Origin of the sequence: Euzebya rosea (assembly GCF_003073135.1) — a bacterium.
In the GTDB taxonomy this organism is placed as follows: domain Bacteria; phylum Actinomycetota; class Nitriliruptoria; order Euzebyales; family Euzebyaceae; genus Euzebya; species Euzebya rosea.
This window is the reverse complement of the sequence record NZ_PGDQ01000016.1, coordinates 48,436-66,228: the sequence shown is the minus strand read 5'-3', so window position 1 is coordinate 66,228 and position 17,793 is coordinate 48,436. Positions and strand designations below refer to the sequence as shown.

At 72.1% G+C, this 17,793-nt stretch carries 14 protein-coding genes; 4 read left to right on the top strand and 10 right to left on the bottom strand.

Annotated elements, in window-relative coordinates:
• Positions 1–37: 37 nt before the first annotated feature.
• Together meaB and scpA are read right to left on the bottom strand one after the other, a co-directional pair.
• A complete protein-coding gene (meaB, locus tag CUC05_RS19575; protein WP_108667823.1) occupies positions 38–1,027 on the bottom strand; it encodes a methylmalonyl Co-A mutase-associated GTPase MeaB in 990 nt (329 codons plus the stop codon).
• Positions 1,020–3,146 carry a methylmalonyl-CoA mutase gene (scpA, locus tag CUC05_RS19570; protein ID WP_108667822.1) on the bottom strand — a complete coding sequence of 709 codons (2,127 nt, stop codon included), beginning with the start codon at positions 3,144–3,146 and terminating at the stop codon, positions 1,020–1,022. Before scpA ends, meaB begins: the two co-directional genes overlap by 8 nt.
• Before the next feature lie 93 nt (positions 3,147–3,239).
• Between scpA and CUC05_RS24915 the strand changes: the two genes are divergently transcribed.
• Positions 3,240–4,064: a DUF6065 family protein gene (locus CUC05_RS24915; protein WP_157965791.1), complete on the top strand. Its 825-nt coding sequence runs from the start codon at positions 3,240–3,242 to the stop codon at positions 4,062–4,064.
• On the opposite strand, the gene CUC05_RS19555 is transcribed toward CUC05_RS24915, so the two are convergent.
• The 4 genes from CUC05_RS19555 to CUC05_RS19540 all read right to left on the bottom strand — a co-directional run bounded on the left by CUC05_RS19555 (position 3,968) and on the right by CUC05_RS19540 (position 11,098).
• On the bottom strand, positions 3,968–5,221 hold the full coding sequence (locus tag CUC05_RS19555; RefSeq protein ID WP_108667819.1) for an MFS transporter: 1,254 nt from the start codon (positions 5,219–5,221) through the stop codon (positions 3,968–3,970). The genes CUC05_RS24915 and CUC05_RS19555 overlap by 97 nt on opposite strands.
• 172 nt (positions 5,222–5,393) lie before the next feature.
• Complete coding sequence (locus CUC05_RS19550) at positions 5,394–7,952, bottom strand: DUF6351 family protein (RefSeq protein ID WP_108667818.1); 2,559 nt, start codon at positions 7,950–7,952, stop codon at positions 5,394–5,396.
• A gap of 63 nt (positions 7,953–8,015) precedes the next feature.
• On the bottom strand, positions 8,016–9,353 hold the full coding sequence (locus CUC05_RS19545; protein ID WP_108667817.1) for a GGDEF domain-containing protein: 1,338 nt from the start codon (positions 9,351–9,353) through the stop codon (positions 8,016–8,018).
• A 47-nt stretch (positions 9,354–9,400) separates the two neighbouring features.
• Positions 9,401–11,098 (bottom strand): hypothetical protein, encoded by a 1,698-nt coding sequence (locus CUC05_RS19540; RefSeq protein WP_108667816.1) that lies wholly within the window; start codon positions 11,096–11,098, stop codon positions 9,401–9,403.
• A gap of 166 nt (positions 11,099–11,264) precedes the next feature.
• Here CUC05_RS19540 and sigJ point away from each other — a divergent pair, with 166 nt between their 5' ends.
• Positions 11,265–12,128, top strand: a complete 864-nt coding sequence (gene sigJ / locus CUC05_RS19535) for an RNA polymerase sigma factor SigJ (protein ID WP_108667815.1) — start codon at positions 11,265–11,267, stop codon at positions 12,126–12,128.
• 14 nt (positions 12,129–12,142) lie between these two features.
• Here the strand turns inward: sigJ and CUC05_RS19530 are convergent, their stop codons facing one another.
• Positions 12,143–13,000, bottom strand: a complete 858-nt coding sequence (locus tag CUC05_RS19530; protein ID WP_157965790.1) for a fused MFS/spermidine synthase — start codon at positions 12,998–13,000, stop codon at positions 12,143–12,145.
• A gap of 6 nt (positions 13,001–13,006) precedes the next feature.
• Positions 13,007–13,183: a hypothetical protein gene (locus CUC05_RS24910; RefSeq protein ID WP_157965789.1), complete on the bottom strand. Its 177-nt coding sequence runs from the start codon at positions 13,181–13,183 to the stop codon at positions 13,007–13,009.
• A gap of 112 nt (positions 13,184–13,295) precedes the next feature.
• Here CUC05_RS24910 and CUC05_RS19525 point away from each other — a divergent pair, with 112 nt between their 5' ends.
• Both CUC05_RS19525 and CUC05_RS19520 read left to right on the top strand, forming a co-directional pair.
• Positions 13,296–14,012 carry a response regulator transcription factor gene (locus tag CUC05_RS19525; protein WP_205712442.1) on the top strand — a complete coding sequence of 239 codons (717 nt, stop codon included), beginning with the start codon at positions 13,296–13,298 and terminating at the stop codon, positions 14,010–14,012.
• Positions 14,009–15,400: a sensor histidine kinase gene (locus CUC05_RS19520; RefSeq protein WP_108667812.1), complete on the top strand. Its 1,392-nt coding sequence runs from the start codon at positions 14,009–14,011 to the stop codon at positions 15,398–15,400. Before CUC05_RS19525 ends, CUC05_RS19520 begins: the two co-directional genes overlap by 4 nt.
• Here the strand turns inward: CUC05_RS19520 and CUC05_RS19515 are convergent.
• Both CUC05_RS19515 and CUC05_RS19510 read right to left on the bottom strand, forming a co-directional pair.
• Complete coding sequence (locus CUC05_RS19515; RefSeq protein WP_108667811.1) at positions 15,357–16,736, bottom strand: FAD-binding oxidoreductase; 1,380 nt, start codon at positions 16,734–16,736, stop codon at positions 15,357–15,359. The two genes, CUC05_RS19520 and CUC05_RS19515, sit on opposite strands and share 44 nt — an antisense overlap.
• Complete coding sequence (locus CUC05_RS19510; RefSeq protein ID WP_108667810.1) at positions 16,736–17,788, bottom strand: GNAT family N-acetyltransferase; 1,053 nt, start codon at positions 17,786–17,788, stop codon at positions 16,736–16,738. Before CUC05_RS19510 ends, CUC05_RS19515 begins: the two co-directional genes overlap by 1 nt.
• Between the last annotated feature and the right edge of the window lie 5 nt (positions 17,789–17,793).

Below are 17,793 nucleotides of genomic sequence, written 5' to 3'. Positions count from 1 at the left end.
AACCTGAGTCCCGCGCCAGGTCCGTGGAGGAAAAAGGTCAGGAGTGCTGCGCGGTCCTCAGGACGTCCTGGGCGGCCCGCGTGGGGCTGCGGACACCGGAACGAACCGCGTGGGCTGCCTGCTCCAGGGCCGCGGCCGAGGTCGGGTCGGCGCGGAAGGCCGCCAGTAGTCCCTCGGTCACCTGATCGTGCAGCCACTGGAGGTCCTGCTGGCGCCGCAGCACCTGCAGCTGGCCGGAGGTGGTCATGTGCTGGTGGTGCGCAGCGACCGCGTCGGCGACTTCGTCCACACCGTGCCCCTCCAGCGCCGACGTCAGCACGACCACCGGGTCCCAACCCGGATGACGACGACGCAGCAGGGCAAGCCCCTGCCTGGCGTCGGCGGCGGCCATGCGTGCGGCCGGTGCGAGGTCGCCGTCGGCCTTGGTGACCACGACGACGTCGGCGAGCTCCATCACGCCTCGCTTGATGCCCTGCAGGTCGTCCCCCGCCCCGGGCGGCAGCAGCAGCGCCATCGTGTCGATGATGCCCGCGACCGCCGTCTCGGACTGGCCGACACCCACGGTCTCGACCAGCACGTGGTCGAACCCGGCGGCCTCGCACAGCAGCAGCACCTCTCGGGTTCGTCGGGCCAGGCCACCGAGCGAATCGCCGGCGGGTGAGGGTCGGATGAACGCCTCGGGCCTGGCGGCGAGGCGCGGCATCCGGGTCTTGTCGCCCAGGATCGATCCGCCCGACTGCGTCGAGGACGGGTCGACTGCCAGCACGGCGACCCGCTGTCCGCGGTCGACGATCAGGTGCAGGCCGTAGGCCTGGAGGAACGTCGACTTCCCGGCTCCCGGCGGTCCGGAGACGCCCAGTCGGATCGCCGTCCCGGTGTGCGGCAGCACCGCATCCAGCAGGGCTGCCGCCCGGGCCCGATGGTCGGGGCGCGTCGACTCGACGAGGGTGATGGCCCGCGCCAGCGCCCGCCGGTCCCCGTCGACCAGGCGGGCTGCCAGCGTCTCGACCGACGACGGCTCAGGCATCGAGCAGGGACAGGACCTCACGTGCGGCCGTCGGGATGTTGGTCCCGGGGCCGAAGATCGCGGCCACACCTGCCTCGCGCAGCATCGCGTGGTCCTGCGGCGGGATGACGCCGCCGCAGACGACGAGGATGTCCCCGGCGTCGGCGTCGCGGAGCTCGTGGATCAGCTGCGGCACGAGGGTCTTGTGTCCGGCGGCCTGGGAGGACACCCCGATGACGTGCACGTCGTTGTCGATGGCGTCGCGGGCGGCCTCGGCAGGGGTCTGGAACAGCGGGCCGACGTCGACGTCGAAGCCGAGGTCGGCGAACGCCGTGGCGATGACCTTGGCGCCGCGGTCGTGGCCGTCCTGTCCCATCTTGACGACCAGCATGCGCGGTCGACGCCCGTGGCCCTCGGCGAAGGCCTCGACGTCGGCGACGACGGCCGCGAAGTCCTCGTCGCCCTCGTACGCCGCGCCGTAGATGCCGCTGATGGAGCGGATCGTGGCCTGGTGGCGTCCGAAGACGACCTCCATCGCGTCGCTCATCTCCCCCACGGTGGCACGGGCCCGCGCGGCCGCCACGCACAGCTCCAGCAGGTTCCCGTCACCGCGGGCACCCTCGGTCAGCGCCTCGAGCGCGGCGCGGCAGGCGTCCTCGTCACGGTCGGCGCGGAGGCGCTCCAGGCGGGCGACCTGGGCCTCGCGGACCGCGGTGTTGTCGATGTCGAGGACGTCGACCTGCTCGACGTCGTCGGGCACGTACTTGTTGACGCCGACCACGACGTCCTCGCCGCGGTCCACACGGGCCTGCCGTCGGGCGGCGGCTTCCTCGATGCGCAGCTTGGGCATGCCCGACTCCACGGCCTTGGTCATGCCGCCGAGCTCCTCGACCTCCGTGATGATCGTCCGGGCGCGGTCGGCGAGGGCATGGGTCAACGACTCGACGTAGTAGCTGCCGGCCAGCGGGTCGATCACGTTGGGGATGCCGGTCTCCTCCGACAGGATCAGCTGGGTGTTGCGAGCGATCCGGGCGGAGAAGTCCGTCGGCAGGCCGAGCGCCTCGTCGAAGGAGTTGGTGTGCAGGCTCTGTGTGCCGCCGAGGACGGCAGCCATGGCCTCGACGGCGGTGCGGACCACGTTGTTGTACGGGTCCTGCTCGGTCAGGCTCACCCCTGAGGTCTGGCAGTGGGTGCGCAGCATCCGGCTCTTGGGGTTGGCCGGCTCGAACTGCTCCATGAGCTCGCCCCACAGCAGGCGGGCAGCCCGGAGCTTGGCGACCTCCATGAAGAAGTTCATGCCGATGGCGAAGAAGAAGGACAGGCGGGGCGCGAAGGCGTCGACGTCCAGCCCGGCCGCGCGTGCCGCACGGACGTACTCCACGCCGTCGGCGAGGGTGAACGCCAGCTCCAGGTCGGCCGTCGCCCCGGCCTCCTGCATGTGGTACCCGGAGATGGAGATGGTGTTGAACCGCGGCATCTCCCGCGAGGCGTAGCCGATGATGTCGGAGATGATCCGCATCGACGGGCCCGGCGGGTAGATGTAGGTGTTGCGGACCATGAACTCCTTGAGGATGTCGTTCTGGATGGTCCCGCTGAGCTGTTCGTGCGCCACCCCCTGCTCCTCGCCGGCCACGATGTAGCAGGCCATGATCGGCAGCACGGCGCCGTTCATGGTCATCGACACGCTCATCTCGTCCAGCGGGATCCCGTCGAACAGGATCTGCATGTCGGCGACGGAGTCGATGGCCACACCCGCCTTGCCCACGTCACCGACGACGCGGGGGTGGTCGGAGTCGTACCCGCGATGGGTCGCCAGGTCGAAGGCGACGCTGAGGCCCTTCTGGCCGGCAGCCAGCGCCCGGCGGTAGAAGGCGTTGGACTCCTCGGGGGTGGAGAACCCGGCGTACTGGCGGATCGTCCACGGCCGGTTGGCGTACATGGTGGCGTACGGCCCACGGGTGTAGGGCGGGAACCCGGGGAACCCGGGGTCGGGAAGGTCGGCGACGTCGTCGGCGGTGTACAGCGGCTTGACGTCGATGCCCTCGGGGGTGCGCCACGGTCGGTCCTCGGGGGCAACCCCCTTGAACTCCTTGGTGGCCCTCTCGGTCCAGGCGGCTCGGTCCGGCATGGCATCGCTCATGATCGGACAGCGTAGAACCGACCCTGCCACCACGACGATTCGGCGGTCGTGGGCTACGGTGCCGGCCGGACTGCATGGAGGTTGAGGCACAGGATGGGGACGAGCGACGCCGAGCGTCCGTTGATCGAGCTGTACCAGATGATGCCCGGGGCCCCACGCCCCACACCGGCGGGCGGATCGATGGTGCGCAACCTGCCGAGCAAGGCGCTGCGGTTCTGCCCGCCCGTCGTCGGGGCGACGTCGCTGGGGTGGTACGTGTACCCGCCGATGGACTTCGCCCTGCGCTTCGACGGGCAGCAGACCAGCTGGCGTGATCCCGAGGGCACCTGGCACCGCGTCACCCCCGGCGAGGAGGGCATCGTCCCGTCGTGGATCGAGCACTACCGCACGCGGTATCCGGCCGAGTTCCGGGAGCAGGGGCTGGAGGAGGACACACCGGGGCTGTTCAACGCCGATCCCAACGCCCCCAACCGCGTGGAGATGTACAGCGGTGTCCTCGTGCGCACCGCCCCGGGGTGGTCGACCCTCGTGCGCGGGCCGGCCAACCTGCCCCCGCGAACCGACCACACCGTCTTCGAGGGCATCATCGAGACCGGGTGGTGGGTGTCGTTGTTGCCGACCATCATCGAGCTGACGACCCCGGGACTGGACGTGGAGTTCCGCACCCACCGGCCCCTCGCGCAGCTGCAGCTGGTCCCGCCGGAGCAGAACGGTTCCCGGGACGCAGGGACGGTCGGCACGATCGACGACGTCGACGCCGACCTGTGGGCGATGTACCGCAAGAACCGCCTGCGCCGGACCGGTGAGGACCGGCTGGGCTCCTACGTGCGCACGTCCCGCGACCTGCGCCGCGACGCCTCAGGGGCGGGCGGGGCCGTGGGCGCCGGCGGCGACACCGAGGACGACGAGGAGGGGTAGGTCGGCGCGTTGTCGTCGACCGTGCGCAGCAGGGCGATCGCCGCCACGGCGACCCCCGCGGCCGCCGCTGCGTAGCCGGCCTCGGGACCGCCACGTTCGGCGATGGCGCCGAGCGCCAGCGACCCGAGTCCCTCGGCGGCGAGGACGGCGGTGATGGCCGACGCCACCGCAGCACCCAGCAGGTCGCTGGGAGCCGAGCGGGTGAACGCGGTCTGTGCCAGCACGCCGACCCCGAGGGCCAGGCCCAGCAGCAGGTTCGCGACGGCCAGCCACACCGGGTGCCCCAGGGCGGCGGCGGCCCCCAGGGCAAGGGTGACGGCGACCGCGGCCATGCCGATGACCAGCGGTCCGGAGCGTTCCAGGTCGTCGCGGTGGCCCAGCACGACACCCCCGATGGCCGAGCCGAACGCCTGCGCTGCCAGGACCGCCGGCAGCCAGCCGCTGTCGCCGGCGACGGCAGGCGCGAGCGTCTCGGGCAGGGCGGAGACCATCGCCAGCACGATGAGCACGAGCATCAGGAACCGCAGGTGGCGGTCGTGGAGCCACAGCTTCGCCCCGACGAGCGCACCACGTCGGACGTCGAGGGCGCCCCGGCTGTGCGGCAGGGTCAGCGCCATCGCGGCAGCCACGGCGAAGGTGGCGGCGTCCAGCCCCAGCGACAGCGATGCCCCGAGGGCGACCGTCACCGCACCACCTGCAGCGAGTCCCACCGCGGCCGTGGCGTCACCGGTGGCCTTCTGGAGGGCAACCACCGGCCCGAGCAGCTCGGGGGGAAGCTCGGCCCCGGCGATCGCATGGCGCAGTGCGGCTGCGGTCGGGCGCAGGGCCCCGACGATGCCGGCGGTCACCAGCAGCGGCCAGAGGCCGCCGACGACGAGCGGCAGCAGCAGCGCCGCGGCGCCGACGGCGTACGTGGCAGCCAGTCCCCGGCTGCGTTCGAACCGGTCCAGCCAGGGGCCAAGCAGCACCGTCGCGGCAACCGCGGCACCGCCCTGGATCGCGAACAGGGCCCCGGCGCCGATGGGCGAACCGGACCGTTGGTAGGCCAGGACCACCAGGCCGGCCAGGCCGATCCAGTCGCCGAGGCCCGACACCGCGGCAGAGAGGAACAGCGCACGTGCCCGTCTGTCGACGAACACCTCCCGGTACTGCTCCACGCGTCTCCCTCGCCCCCCGGGTCACCGTCGGGTCACAAGATAGACCGTGGGTTCCGAGAATCGCGAACCCGTCGCAGGAACGGGTCCTCCTCGAGTCCGGAGTGTGCCATCACCCCTCGTGGGCCGGGACCGCCCCGGGACGAACGGGCGCGCGCACCCCGACGACCGCGCGTCAGCGCGTGCGGGCCACCGTGTTGGGGATGACGACCGGTTCGTCCAGCACCCGGTCGTCGTCGCCGAAGTCCAGCCACACCAGGGAGCGTGACACCTCCCCGACGCCCGGCTGGGTCCAGTCGCAGACCCCGTCGGGGAAGATCTCGAGCAGCTGGCCCCATTCGTCGGCGGTGAACGACACCCCCGGGTAGTCGGCCCGCTCCGGGGTGGTCAGCCGGCACTTGACGATGTCCTCGGTGGTCGGGCCACCGGCAGCGATGCGGGGGCTGCCGCCGACACGGAACACCTGCTCGCAGGCGCCGTCGCCGTCCGCCGACGCAAGGCCCGGTGCCGCCAGCGGCATGGGGGAGTAGCCAGCCGTCGTGACGACACAGCTGTCCTCGGCCTGTGCAGGACGTGCGGCCGCGACCTCGTCGGCCCACGACCCGTCGTCGGAGACCCCGCCGCTGGCGGTGCGTGCAGCTTCGATGCCGTCCAGCCACGAGGCCATCGTCGACCAGGCGTCGTTGGTCAGCAGGACGCCGGACCAGACGGCGTGGGAGGACCGCTCACCGAAGGTCTCCTGCAGCCGTTCGGCCATCATGTAGCCGCGGACCTGGTCGTGGAAGCCCAGGATCGGCACGGGGTCGGCGTACAGGTTCACGTCGATGATCGGGGCCTGGTCCATCGCGCCGCGGCCGGTGACGAAGCCGAAGCGGTACAGGTCCTCGACGAGGTCGACGTCCATGGACATGCGTGGCTGGACGTCGCCGGGTTCGGCGTGGGGGTCCTCACCCGGGTGCCACGGGCCGTAGCCCTCGTCGTCGAAGGACCCCACGTTGCGGTTGAGGTCCAGGAACCGGGCGGTGTCGATCACCCCGTCCAGCAGCGCCCGGTAGCCGTACTGCACACCGACGTTGTCGACGGGACGGCGGGCCCAGCCGGTGTCGGGGTCCACGCCCAGGTAGTGGACGAGGTTGTCCTGCAGGGTGCAGCGCTGCGTGACTCCGGGGATGTTGACCGCCCCCTCCTCGCGGCTGTACCGCAGGTCGTTGGGGATCCGGGAGCAGTCCACGTCGGCGACCAGGAGGTCGGCGAACATGTCGTCCCAGTCCTCGCAGATGCCCTGGAACTCGTGGCCGGTGATGGCGTTGCGCTGCTCCAGCGTCAGGCCGCCCGCGGTGACCGGCACCTCACGACCTATCCCGTCCTGCAGCTGTGCCTGGCCGGGCAGCAGCTGGGTGTCCAGCGCGAAGTACTGGCGCAGCAGCCGGCAGTCGGCCGGGCTCATCGCGGTGGTGATCACGTCGGGGAAGCTGACCAGCGGCAGGCCGCCGTCCTGCAGCCCGGGGTAGGAGTTCATGGTCGTGTGCTGCTGGATGGCGCCACCGGAGGCACCGTTGCCCATGATCCAGTCGAACCGACCGTAGGCCTCGATGAGGTGCTCGCGGACCATCATCATGGTCTCCGCCGACAGCACCGAGTTGCAGTGGGTGTTGAAGATCGTCATCGACGAGTGCGGGACCAGGTATCCCTGGAGGACCGCCGGGCGGAAGATCTCGGGGCCGACATCGAGCGCCTCGCCGCCGGCGTCGACACCACCGGACAGCACCTCGTTCGGCGTGTTGATGCCCTGCTGTCGGCCGATGCCGCAGGAGGCCCCCCAGTTGTAGACGACCTTGCCGTTCCACGCGTCGGGCATCGCGAAGGGGGCTTCGGGCCCACGATCGGCCGGGTCGTCGAGGATGGCCACCCGGGTGATGCCCCGGTTGATGGTGCGGGTCTCGACCCGGGCGATGGCCGGCACGACGTCGCCCTCGGTCGTGACCGTCGTCGAGAGGTCGGCGGGGTACTCGCCCCAGGGGTCCAGCAGCGGCTTCCAGTCAAGGGCCAGCCCGGCGGCCGACTCGTCGTCGGCGGCCTGCACGGGGTCGAAGTCCGTGGGGTCACCGGCGCCGGCCAGGTAATACCAGCGGACGTAGGGATCGATCGAGCAGTCGTCGTCGAGCTGGACGGGGTACGCCTTGCCGTCGGTGCCGCGGGGCTCGGGGGAGTAGTCGTGCAGGTCGGCGACGCGGCAGGCGAACGGCTCCTGGTGGGGACCGGAGAACACCGGTCCGGTGATCGGGTGGTTGTCGATCGGCAGGCTCGCCGTGCGGCTGCCGTGGACAGGGTGGGTCGCGACCACGGTGACGTCGTTGGCCCCGACGTCGAGCTCGTCGACCAGCCCGACCAGCATCGTCCGACCGGGGTTCAGCTCGTCCGGTTCGCTGGCGAAGGCGTCCGTCACGTCGACGCCGTTCGCGTGCACGGTCACCCGGTCGCCGTCGACCCCTCGGACCCCGATCAGGGCGTCACCGCCGGTGACCGTCGCGGCCCGGGTGGAGAGGACGGCCACCTCCAGCTGGCCCTCGGTGAGCGGTCCGGCCGTGCCGGTGAAGTCGTCGGCCTCCACGAGCACCCCGTCCGGGGTCTCCCCACCGGGGTCGGCCTGCGCGACTGCCGGACCCGAGAGGGTCGCGATCAACGCGAGCACGGCCAGCAGTGAGGGGACACGACGGTTTGCGATTCGGCTCATGTCGTGTGATTCGACGTCTCCGCTCTCGTGTCCTGCTGGTGTCCGTGGCGCCGGACGGCGACGTCAGGTGCGGAGGCTGTCCAGCACATCGGCGGCGTTGACTTCGTCGTCGAGGTGGCGATCGCCCGGGGAGGGGGCCACGACGGTGAAGGGATCCGTTGCGGCAGCGTCCGGATCCACCATGACGACCCGGTCCCGGCCGCGTTCCTTGGCTCGGTACAGGGCTCGGTCGGCCAGCCGGATCAGCTCGACCAGGTCGTCGTTGCCACCGCTGTGGACGAGGCCGTAGGAGGCGGAGAACGTCGGCATCTGCGCACGTTCGAGGGCTGCGGCGAGGCGGACACGGCTCCGCTGGAGCACCGCCGCCGCGGTCGCCAGGTCGGTGTCGGGCATGAGGACGAGGAACTCCTCGCCGCCGTACCGCGACACGATGTCGGCCTCGCGCATCGATCCACGGAGGGTGGCGGCGTAGAGGCGCAGCGCGCGGTCGCCCAGCTCGTGGCCGTGGGTGTCGTTCAGACGCTTGAAGTGGTCGAGGTCGGCGAGCGCCACGGCCATCGGCACCTGCTGGCGCAGGAGGTCCGCGGCCACCCCCTCCACCGAGCGTCGGTTGATGAGGCCGGTGAGCGAGTCGGTGGCGGCCTGCAGCTCGGTGCGCTCCATCACCCGCAGCAGGTCCAGCCGGCGGCCGACCGCGGTGATGGTGGTCTCCAGCGACGCGACAGTCGTCGGCGACGGCAGCTGGCCCGGGGGGCCCGGCACGTGCAGCACACCGACGGCTCGACCGGTTGCGGTCACGGGAATGCACGTCGCCGAACCGCCCCCGCCTGTCCGCAGGTGTGGACAGGCATCGACGGCTGCGGCATCGGGGAACTGCTGCACCGTGCCGCCACGGATGACCGGGCAGCTGCGTGGTTCCTCCACCGCGCAGGTGCGGGCGGTGGATCCCGAAGAGGACGAGTCGTCGAGCACGGTCTTCAGGTGGCTCTCGCTGGAGTCGGCCAGCAGCAGCGCTGCCGGCACCTCCTCCTCCAGGGTGCCCAGCACGCTGCGGAGCACGTCCAGCGTCTGTGCCTCGGTCGTCGCCATCTCCGTCCCGCGGTTGACCCGTGACTCGAACCGTTGCCGTAGGGTCTCCGCGGCGAGCTCCGCTTCGCGGCGAGCGCGTTCGTTGCTCTCGGCCTCGAGGCTTCGCCGCAGCGGGCGGACGACCAGCAGGTAGATCAACGACCCCGTGATGGCCCCCAGCAGCGCAGCCTCGATGACGAACTCGCCGAGCGGGTTCACGCGGTCCTCGAGCATCCCCTCGACGATCCGCTCGGTCGGGAAGTGGCCGACGTAGATGATCGCGACGAGGCGCAGCAGCAGCGAGGCCGTGCGATGGAGGGGTGAACGTGCCATGGCGAAGGGATCGGCAGTCCCCCCGGCCCAGTTGAGCAGGCCGGGTCCTACATCCCCCGGAGCATCGCGATGGTCGACTCCAGCACCATGTCGCCGGTGCAGCGGTCGACGGCGTAGCTGTCCTCGTAGTTGACGACCATCACGCCGCCGGCGACGAAGCCGGCGCCCTGCATGTTGGCCTCGTTCAGCTCGAACTGCTGCGGCATGTAGCCGAGCGCATCGTTGGCCTGTCCCAGCGGCATGGTCACCAGCGCGGGCGACTGCTCCTTGACGGTGTTGGTCAGGTTGGCGAACACCTCGCCGGGCGCGGCAGACAGGGCGAAGTCCTCGCCGATCCGGATCGCGCTGGCCTGCAGCTGCACGCTGGTCGGCGACGCGGACAGGCACGGGGCGGTGTCGGGGGTCTTGCCCGTCCGGATCGTGGCAGGCGTGGCGACGAAGGTCCGGTCGAAGAATCCGGGCAGGCCGAGGGCGTTCAGCGGCGCGTTGGTGACGGGCTGCTGCCAGACGGTGGCGGTCGACCGCACGTCGGTGCTTGTCAGGACATGCCCCTCGCCGACCGCAGGGATCAGGTCAGCCAGCGCCGTCGAGCCGGTGCGGCCGCTGCGGTTGCTCATGTTGCCCAGCCCCGTCATCAGGTGCATCCCGATCCCCCCGAAGCGATCCTCGAGCCGTCGGGTGAACACGCCGACCCAGTCCGCGTGGGCGGTGGCGTCGTTGTTGCCGTAGCTGGTCGGGTGTGCGGCGTAGGCCCCGACGGTGGCGATGACCTCGCCGTCCTCGGCGTCGACGGCCCGCATCCAGGCCAGCTGCTGCTCCTCCGCGGAGCGGTAGGTGTCGCGCCGCTCACTGTTGAACTGCCGTGCCCGCTCCTCGCCGACCTCGACGTGCGCCGGGACCATGCTGGCGTGGGCCTCGCGGATGGACTGCTCGATCGCGGTGTAGGCCTGGTTGAAGTACCAGTCGGGGACGAAGCCCCAGCCTCCGAGGAGGTCGACCGAGGCGTGGGAGTGGGTCGAGGCGATGACGAACGCCGACGGGTCGATGCCCAGCTCGCTCCCCAGCCGCTCGGCGATCTCGCGGGCCCCGCAGCCGACGGGCAGCTGCGAGGGCACGCACTTGTTGGCGTACTCGTACAGGAAACCCTCGGCGTCGATGACGGTGATGACCGCCTCGTCGACCCCGTCGGACAGGACGATGGTGCGTGCCCACAGGCCGTACCCGGTCTCGGGGTCGTCGTCGGCGACGTACCCGGGGTCACCGGGCCCGAGGTCCCAGTGGAGGATCGGGTTGACCGGGCCGATGCCGAAGCCGCCCTGGTACAGGCAGTCGGGGTTCTCCGGCCACGGGCTGGCCGTCGCGGTCGCCAGGTGCACGGGGTGCTCGGGGTCGCCGAAGGACTCGGTGAACGTCGACTCGCTGAGCGTCGTGCAGACGCCGGCGTTCTCCTCGCCCTGCAACCACGTGGCGCCGGGGAAGGTTGCGGCCATGCGGTCGGGATCGGGGTACAGCGACACCTTCGACGCGCCGACCAGCAGCTGCCCCTCACCCAGCGGGGCCCCGTCGACGACCTCGAAGGCGTCCGGCACACCGGTGGCGGTCCCGACGGCGGTGTCGATGTCGGGGGCGGGGGCCAGGACGGCACCTGCCCAGGCGGCGGACACGGTCAGGGCGGCGGCCAGGACCGTCACCAGCAGGCGGCGGGCGGTTCCGCCCGGACCACGGGACAGCAGTGCGTGCAGCATCAGGGGCTCCAGGAAGTTCGGCTCGCTTTCCGTTTTCGCCCTCCGAGGGCCGCGTTCCTGCTGTGGGATGTCACGAGGCCGTCGTGCTCCGTCACGAGCGCCGGCGTCGATCCGTCGATGTCGGTGGGCGGGGCCTTGCCGCCCCGGACGCCGACGTGGAGGGTTGATGACGATGGATGACGACGTGACGAGCACCTGGGCAGGGGAGCGCCCCCGGCTGCTGGGGTTGGCCTACCGGCTGACGGGCTCACGGGCAGACGCCGAGGACCTCGTGCAGGAGGCGTTCGGCAGGCTCGCGGTGGCCGATGGCGTGGACCAGCCCGCCGCATGGCTGACGACCGTCACCACCCGCCTGGCCATCGACCACCTGCGCCTGGCACGCGTCCAGCGCGAGGTCTACGTGGGCCCGTGGTTGCCCGAGCCGGTCGAGGAGGGGTTCGCCGACCCCGCGGACGACCTCGAGCTGGCCGAGTCGGTGTCGATGGCGCTGCTGCGCGTCATGGAGGCGATGACACCCGTCGAGCGCGCAGCGTTCGTCCTGCACGACGTGTTCGGGTATCCGCACCAGGAGGTCGCCGACATGCTCGGGCGCAGCCACGCGGCCATCCGGCAGGCGGCGGCGCGGGGCCGTCGGCGGATCAAGGACCAGGGGCCGCCGTTCGAACCGGACCGCACCCGGCGGCAGGAGGTCGCCGAACGGTTCCTCGCCGCAGCACGGGGCGACGACCTCGACGCGTTGATGGCGGTGCTCAGCCCCGACGTGGTGTTCCGCTCCGACGGTGGGGGTGTGGTCCATGCCGCGCGCAAGGAGCTGGTGGGGGCGCGTCGGGTCTCGGCGTTCCTCCTCGCCCTCGCTGCCGGGCGGCCCGACGGAACGGCCGAGCTGACCTGGGTCAACGCGTCCCCCGCCCTGCGCGTGTCGGCTGGCGGCGCGGTCATCTCGGTGATGGCCCTCCAGGTCGGGCCGGACGGTCGGATCGTGGAGATCAACGCGGTCCTGAACCCCGCGAAGCTCGGTGGCGTCACCTGACGGGCCGCCGCTGGTCAGTCGGAGTCGTGCCGCGGCCGCGCCGAGTCCGCGAGCGCGGTCAGGCGGCCGGGCCTGACCACCGCGGAGGGATGGGCGCCCACCGCGAGGAGGTGCCCCAGCTCGCCGAGCGCGACGTCGCGGTCGGTGGCGACGAGGAACGCGTTGCCGGGGTCCCTGAGGTTGGCGACCCCTCGGTCGGCGACGACGAAGACGGTGTCGAAGACCGCTCGGGCGGTGGCTGCCTGCGCGGCCACGACGGGGTGGGGCGGCTGGTCGACGAGGTTCACCACGTAGACGCCGTCTGGCACGAGCACCCGTCGGACGTGGTCGAGGAACTCGACCGTGGCCAGCTGCCGAGGGGTCTCCAGGCCCACGAAGGCGTCGCCCACCACCATCAGCGCCTGCCGGTCGCCGAGGCGTTCGATGCCCGCTCGCGCATCGCCGCTGCGCACCACCAGATCCGGCTGGTCGCGCAGGCCGAGCTGCTCGCGGGCCACCCGGATCACCGCCCTGGACCGCTCCATGACCAGCTGCGTGTCGGCGGGCCGACCGGCCGCTCGCGCCCGGGCCAGCAGCGCACGTGGCAGCGCGAACGCCCCACCGCCCAGGTGCACGATCGTGCCGGGTTCGCCGCCGGTGTCGGGGCGCAACACCTCCACGAGGCGACCGAGGCGGTCCAGGTAGCCGAGCGCCAGATGCGTCGGGTCACCGGTGTCGACGGCCCCGTGGACGTGCTGGTCGATGGCCAGCAGCGACACCCGGGGTCGGGTGGGGTCGTCGGCGACGCGAACGACGCCGACGCCGGTGGCCACGCCGACCGGCGGTGCCGTCGTGGACTCCTGCTCGGCCCGGCGGCGGCGTTGTCGTCCCACGGTCGGCTACTGCTGCTGCGCGGCAGCCCGGTCGCCCGGCCCGCCCGTCGACGGGCCGCCGGGTCGGCCCGTCTGGACCTGCTGCGGCTGGGCAGGACGGATCCGGGCACGTTCGCCACCGCACGGCTCACCCGGATGGGGTCGGCCGCACCGGTCGCACGAGGTCTCCTCCCGGCTGGTCATCGCCACGACGCTACCCGCCCGCCGACGGTCTCGGACCCCGTGCGGAGGCAAGGAAGTCGTCACACTCTTCCTGCCTCCTGTGGCCGAAGATGCTTTCATGTCGACCATCACCATGAACGCATCGACTCACGCGCCGTCCGACTCCTCCGCCAGCATCCTCGTCGTCGAGGACGACAAGACCGTGGCCGAGGTGGTCTCGCGCTACCTCGTGCGTGAGGGGTTCGCGGTGGAGCACGTGGCCGACGGCGGTGTGGCGCTGGCCCGTGTGCAGGACCGCATGCCGGACCTGATCGTGCTGGACCTGATGCTGCCCGGCGTGGACGGTCGTGAGGTCTGTCGCCGGGTCCGTGCGGTCAGCGACGTGCCGATCATCATGCTGACCGCCCTGGGCGAGACCGGTGACCGGATCGCCGGGCTCGAGCTCGGGGCCGACGACTACCTGGCCAAGCCGTTCAGCCCCCGTGAGCTCGTCGCTCGGGTGAAGAACGTGCTGAAGCGGTCGGGCAGCGGTGACGGTCGGTCCGACAACAGCTCGCAGCTGGAGGTCGGTGGCATCCGCCTGGACCGCAAGTCCCGCGAGGTCGAGATCGAGGGTCGCAGCGTCGACCTGACCCAGCGCGAGTTCGACCTGCTGGCCTTCCTGATGGAGCACCCCAAGGAGGTCTTCCGCCGCGAGGTGCTGCTCGAGCACGTCTGGGGCTACACCTTCGGGGACACCTCCACCGTGACGGTGCACGTGCGTCGGCTGCGCGAGAAGATCGAGCCCGACCCGTCCAACCCCACGTTCGTGCAGACCGTGTGGGGTGTGGGGTACAAGTTCGGACCATGAGTCCCGCCGACCAGCCGACGCCGAGCACGGTCAGGAGCTCTCGCACGTCGGCGGTCGTCGCCGGTGTCGTCGGCCTGATCGTCGTGGTCGGCATCGCCTCGGCGCTGGGCAAGCCCGCCGCCGACACGATCGAGCTGATCATGATCGCGGGAGGGGCCGCGCTCATCACCGGGGCACTCGGAGGACTGGCACTGCACCTGCTCCGCGGGCGCTCGTTCTCCGCCCAGGTCGTGGTCGTGGCGCTCACCTCGACCGCCGCGGTCACCGCCGGGTCGTTGGCGGCCGGCAACGCGATGTTCCTGGAGACCCGTGACCTGCAGACCCTCGCCGTCGTCGTGCCGGTGGGGGCGGTCGTCGCGATCGTCGCTGCCCTCCTGCTGGGCGAACGCGTCGGGGCGGCCAGCCGATCCCTCGGCGAGGCAGCCCGACGCCTCGGCGACCTCGAGCACGCCCTGGACCCCGAGGAACACGGCGTCATGCCGGAGTCGATGATCCGCGAGTTCGCCCGGCTCGCCGAGCAGCTGGAGGCCACCCGGCACGAGCTGGAGATGTCCCGCGAACGCGAGCAGGCCACCGACCGGGCACGTCGCGAGCTGGTGAGCTGGGTGTCCCACGACCTGCGCACGCCGCTGGCGGGCATCCGTGCCATCACCGAGCTGCTCGAGGACGACATCGTCGACGACCCCGAGGAGATCCGCGGCTACTACGGCACGCTCCGCCGCGAGGCCGACAAGCTCTCGGCCCTCGTCGGTGACCTGTTCGAGGTCTCCAAGATCGAAGCCGGCGCGCTGCGCCTGGACTACACCGACGTCAACCTGGGTGACCTCGTGAGCGACACCCTGGCCGCCGCGATCCCCGTCGCCGAGCAGCGACACATCCGGGTGTACGGGCGGGTCGCGGACCCCGAGGCCAGCATCGAGGCGTCGCTGCCGGAGGTCTCCCGGGTGCTGCGCAACCTCGTCTCCAACGCCATCCGCGAGTCAGCCGACGGCGGTGCGGTCCTCGTCGAGGCCGGCATCGACACGGCCTGGGAACAGGACTGCGGCTTCCTGGCCGTCCAGGACACCTGCGGCGGCATCCCCCAGGACGTCATCGACCGGGTCTTCGACGCGTCCTACCGGGGTGAGTCCGCCCGCACGCCCCGACACGACGGCGGGGCCGGGCTCGGGCTGGCGATCGCCAAGGGCTTCGTCGAAGCGCACGGCGGGACGATCAGCGTCGGCAACGTGGCCGACGGCTGCCGTTTCTACGTCCGCTTGCCTGCCCGTCGGCCCGACGCCGAGCAGCCGCCCGCCCCCGAGCACCCCATGCCGCCGATCCCGCTCGGCCAGCCCGCGCCCCCGCTCAGCGACCGGAACGTGACACCGGCAGGACCACCCCAGGGTTGAGGATGCCGGCCGGGTCCAGCGCCCGGCGGATCCGGCGCAGGGCCTCGACCTCCTCGGCGGTCCGGGTCAGGTGCAGGTGGGCGACCTTGGCCACCCCGACCCCGTGTTCGGACGCGATGGAGCCGCGGTGCTCGGCCACCAGACGCAGCACCGCAACCTCGTTGGCGGCCGTTGCCTCCTCGCCCAGCAGGTTCACGTGCAGGTTGCCCTCGGCGAGGTGGCCGAAGCAGACGGCGGCGGGAACGATCGCGTCGAGACGGTCCAGGAAGGCCGTCAAGCGGCCCAGCGGGACGGTGACGTCGAGCTTGATCGGCACCCCCCGTGCGTTGATGGCCTCGGTGTGGCGCTCGCGCAGCTGCCAGAGCCGGCGGGCGTCGGCGGCGTCCTGCGCCAGCGCCGTCGGTCGATCGCCGACCGCATCGACCAGCTGCGCCGATCCGGCATCGTCCCCGCCGTCGTCCCCTGCTCCCTCGACCTCGACCAGCACCAGCCACGGGGGAACCGGATCGATCGGGACGGACGTACCGGTGTGCTGGGCGACCATCGCGACGCCGGCTCCCCGCATGACCTCCACCGCCAGCGGACGGGCACGCCTGACCCCCGCCAGCAGCTCGAGGGCGTCGTCGACGGTGGCGCAGCCGATGACGGCGACGGTGGTGCGGGTGGGTCGGGGGACCAGGCGCAGGATCACCGACGTGATGACGGCCAGGATGCCCTCGCTGCCCGTCAGCAGCTGTCCCAGGTCGGGCCCGGCGTTGTCCTTGACCAGCCCGGCCATGTGCCGCACGACGGTGCCGTCGGACAGCACGGCTTCCACACCCAGGACCTGCTGGCGCATCGAGCCGTGGGCGACGACGTGGATCCCGCCGGCGTTGGTGGCCACCATCCCCCCGATCGTGGCGCTGTCGCGGGCCGCGAGGTCCACCCCGAGGGCCAGGCCGTGGCCAGCGACGGCCTGCTGGACCGCGGCGGCGGTGACCCCTGCGCCCACGGTGATCGACGGGGTGTGGGGGTCGACCGGACCGACGGTGTCGAGGCGACGCAGCGACAGGACCAGCTCACCATCGCGTGGCACACCGCCGCCGACGAGTCCGGTGTTGCCGCCCTGGGGCACGACCGGGACCCCCGCATCACTGCAGATGCGCAGCGTCGCGGCGACCTGATCGGTGTCGGCAGGCCGGACGACCGCGCGGGTGGGGCCGCCGAACCGGCCGGTCCAGTCGAGGCGATAGCCGGCCGTGGCGTGGTCGTCGGTCAGGACGTGGGCGTGGCCGACCACGTCCTGCAGGGCCTCGAGGAGGCCGTCCCCGCCTGGCGTCGGGCCGGCCGCCGGCATCAGCGGTCGTGGTGGGCGGCCAGCGAGATGCTCCAGTGGCGACCGGGCACGACGGCGCCGGCCGAGGGGTCGCTGGCGATGCTGATGTGGCCCGAGGTGTCGTCGATCAGGCTGGGCAGCCGACGCAGTCCGCAGCGGCGGGCCCACTCGGCGACCTGGCTGCCCTCGGTGGCAAGGAGGGTCGCGGCGACGGCGCTGCTGGAGGCCTCCAGCGCCGTGCCGAGGACCCCGGCGGCGTGGTCGGCGTCGATGGCCTGCCAGTGCAGGATCTGGAGGAACTCGGCCCCGAAGTACCGGTCGGGCCGCACGGCGATGGCGGCGGTGATCCTGCCGTGGCCGTCCGTGGCGACGTACCGGTCGTAGGTGTGGACGGGGTTGTCCAGGAAGCGCCAGCGCCACCACGTGGCGTCGCACAGCGGACCGTCGTCCTGCGCCGACCGGGCGAGGTCGTCGAGGCCGTCCGGGATGCCCTCCATCGGCTGGCCGGTGCCCAGCGGACGGGGCCCGAAGGCCACACGGGTCATCGTGGCCGCGAGCGGTCGGGGGACCCGGCCCAGGTCGCGGAAGTCGTCGTCGATCGGACGGAACCAGCGCTGGGCGCGGTCCCGCTGGGTGACGCCGGCGCCCTCCAGCCCGGGTACGGCGGCGGCGGTGGGCAGCGCCACGAGCAGGTCGACGTCGCGACCGAGGTGTTGCCGCTGGCGGCGGGCAAGGCTGCCGAACAGGCCGCGACCCCGGTAGGCCCGGGTCGTCACCGCGTGGGCGGTCCGTCCGACGCGGACCTCGTGCCCCTCGACGAGGCCGGGAAGCCGGTACATCCCCGCGTGGGCGACGATCTCGCCGTCCTGCTCCCACAGCACGTTGGCCGGCGGCCCCCACGGGTTGTCCCAGTACAGCCAGTCGTGTGCGGCCGGGTCGGCAAGCACCGGCGGGGCATGGTGGGCCTCGCCTGCGGTCTGCGCCGCGGCCTCGGCCAGCAGGGCGCAGACGGCATCGCGATCCTCCGGCGTTGCGTCTCGCAGTCGGAGTCCTGGTGGAGCGGGGGCGTCCATGCCGG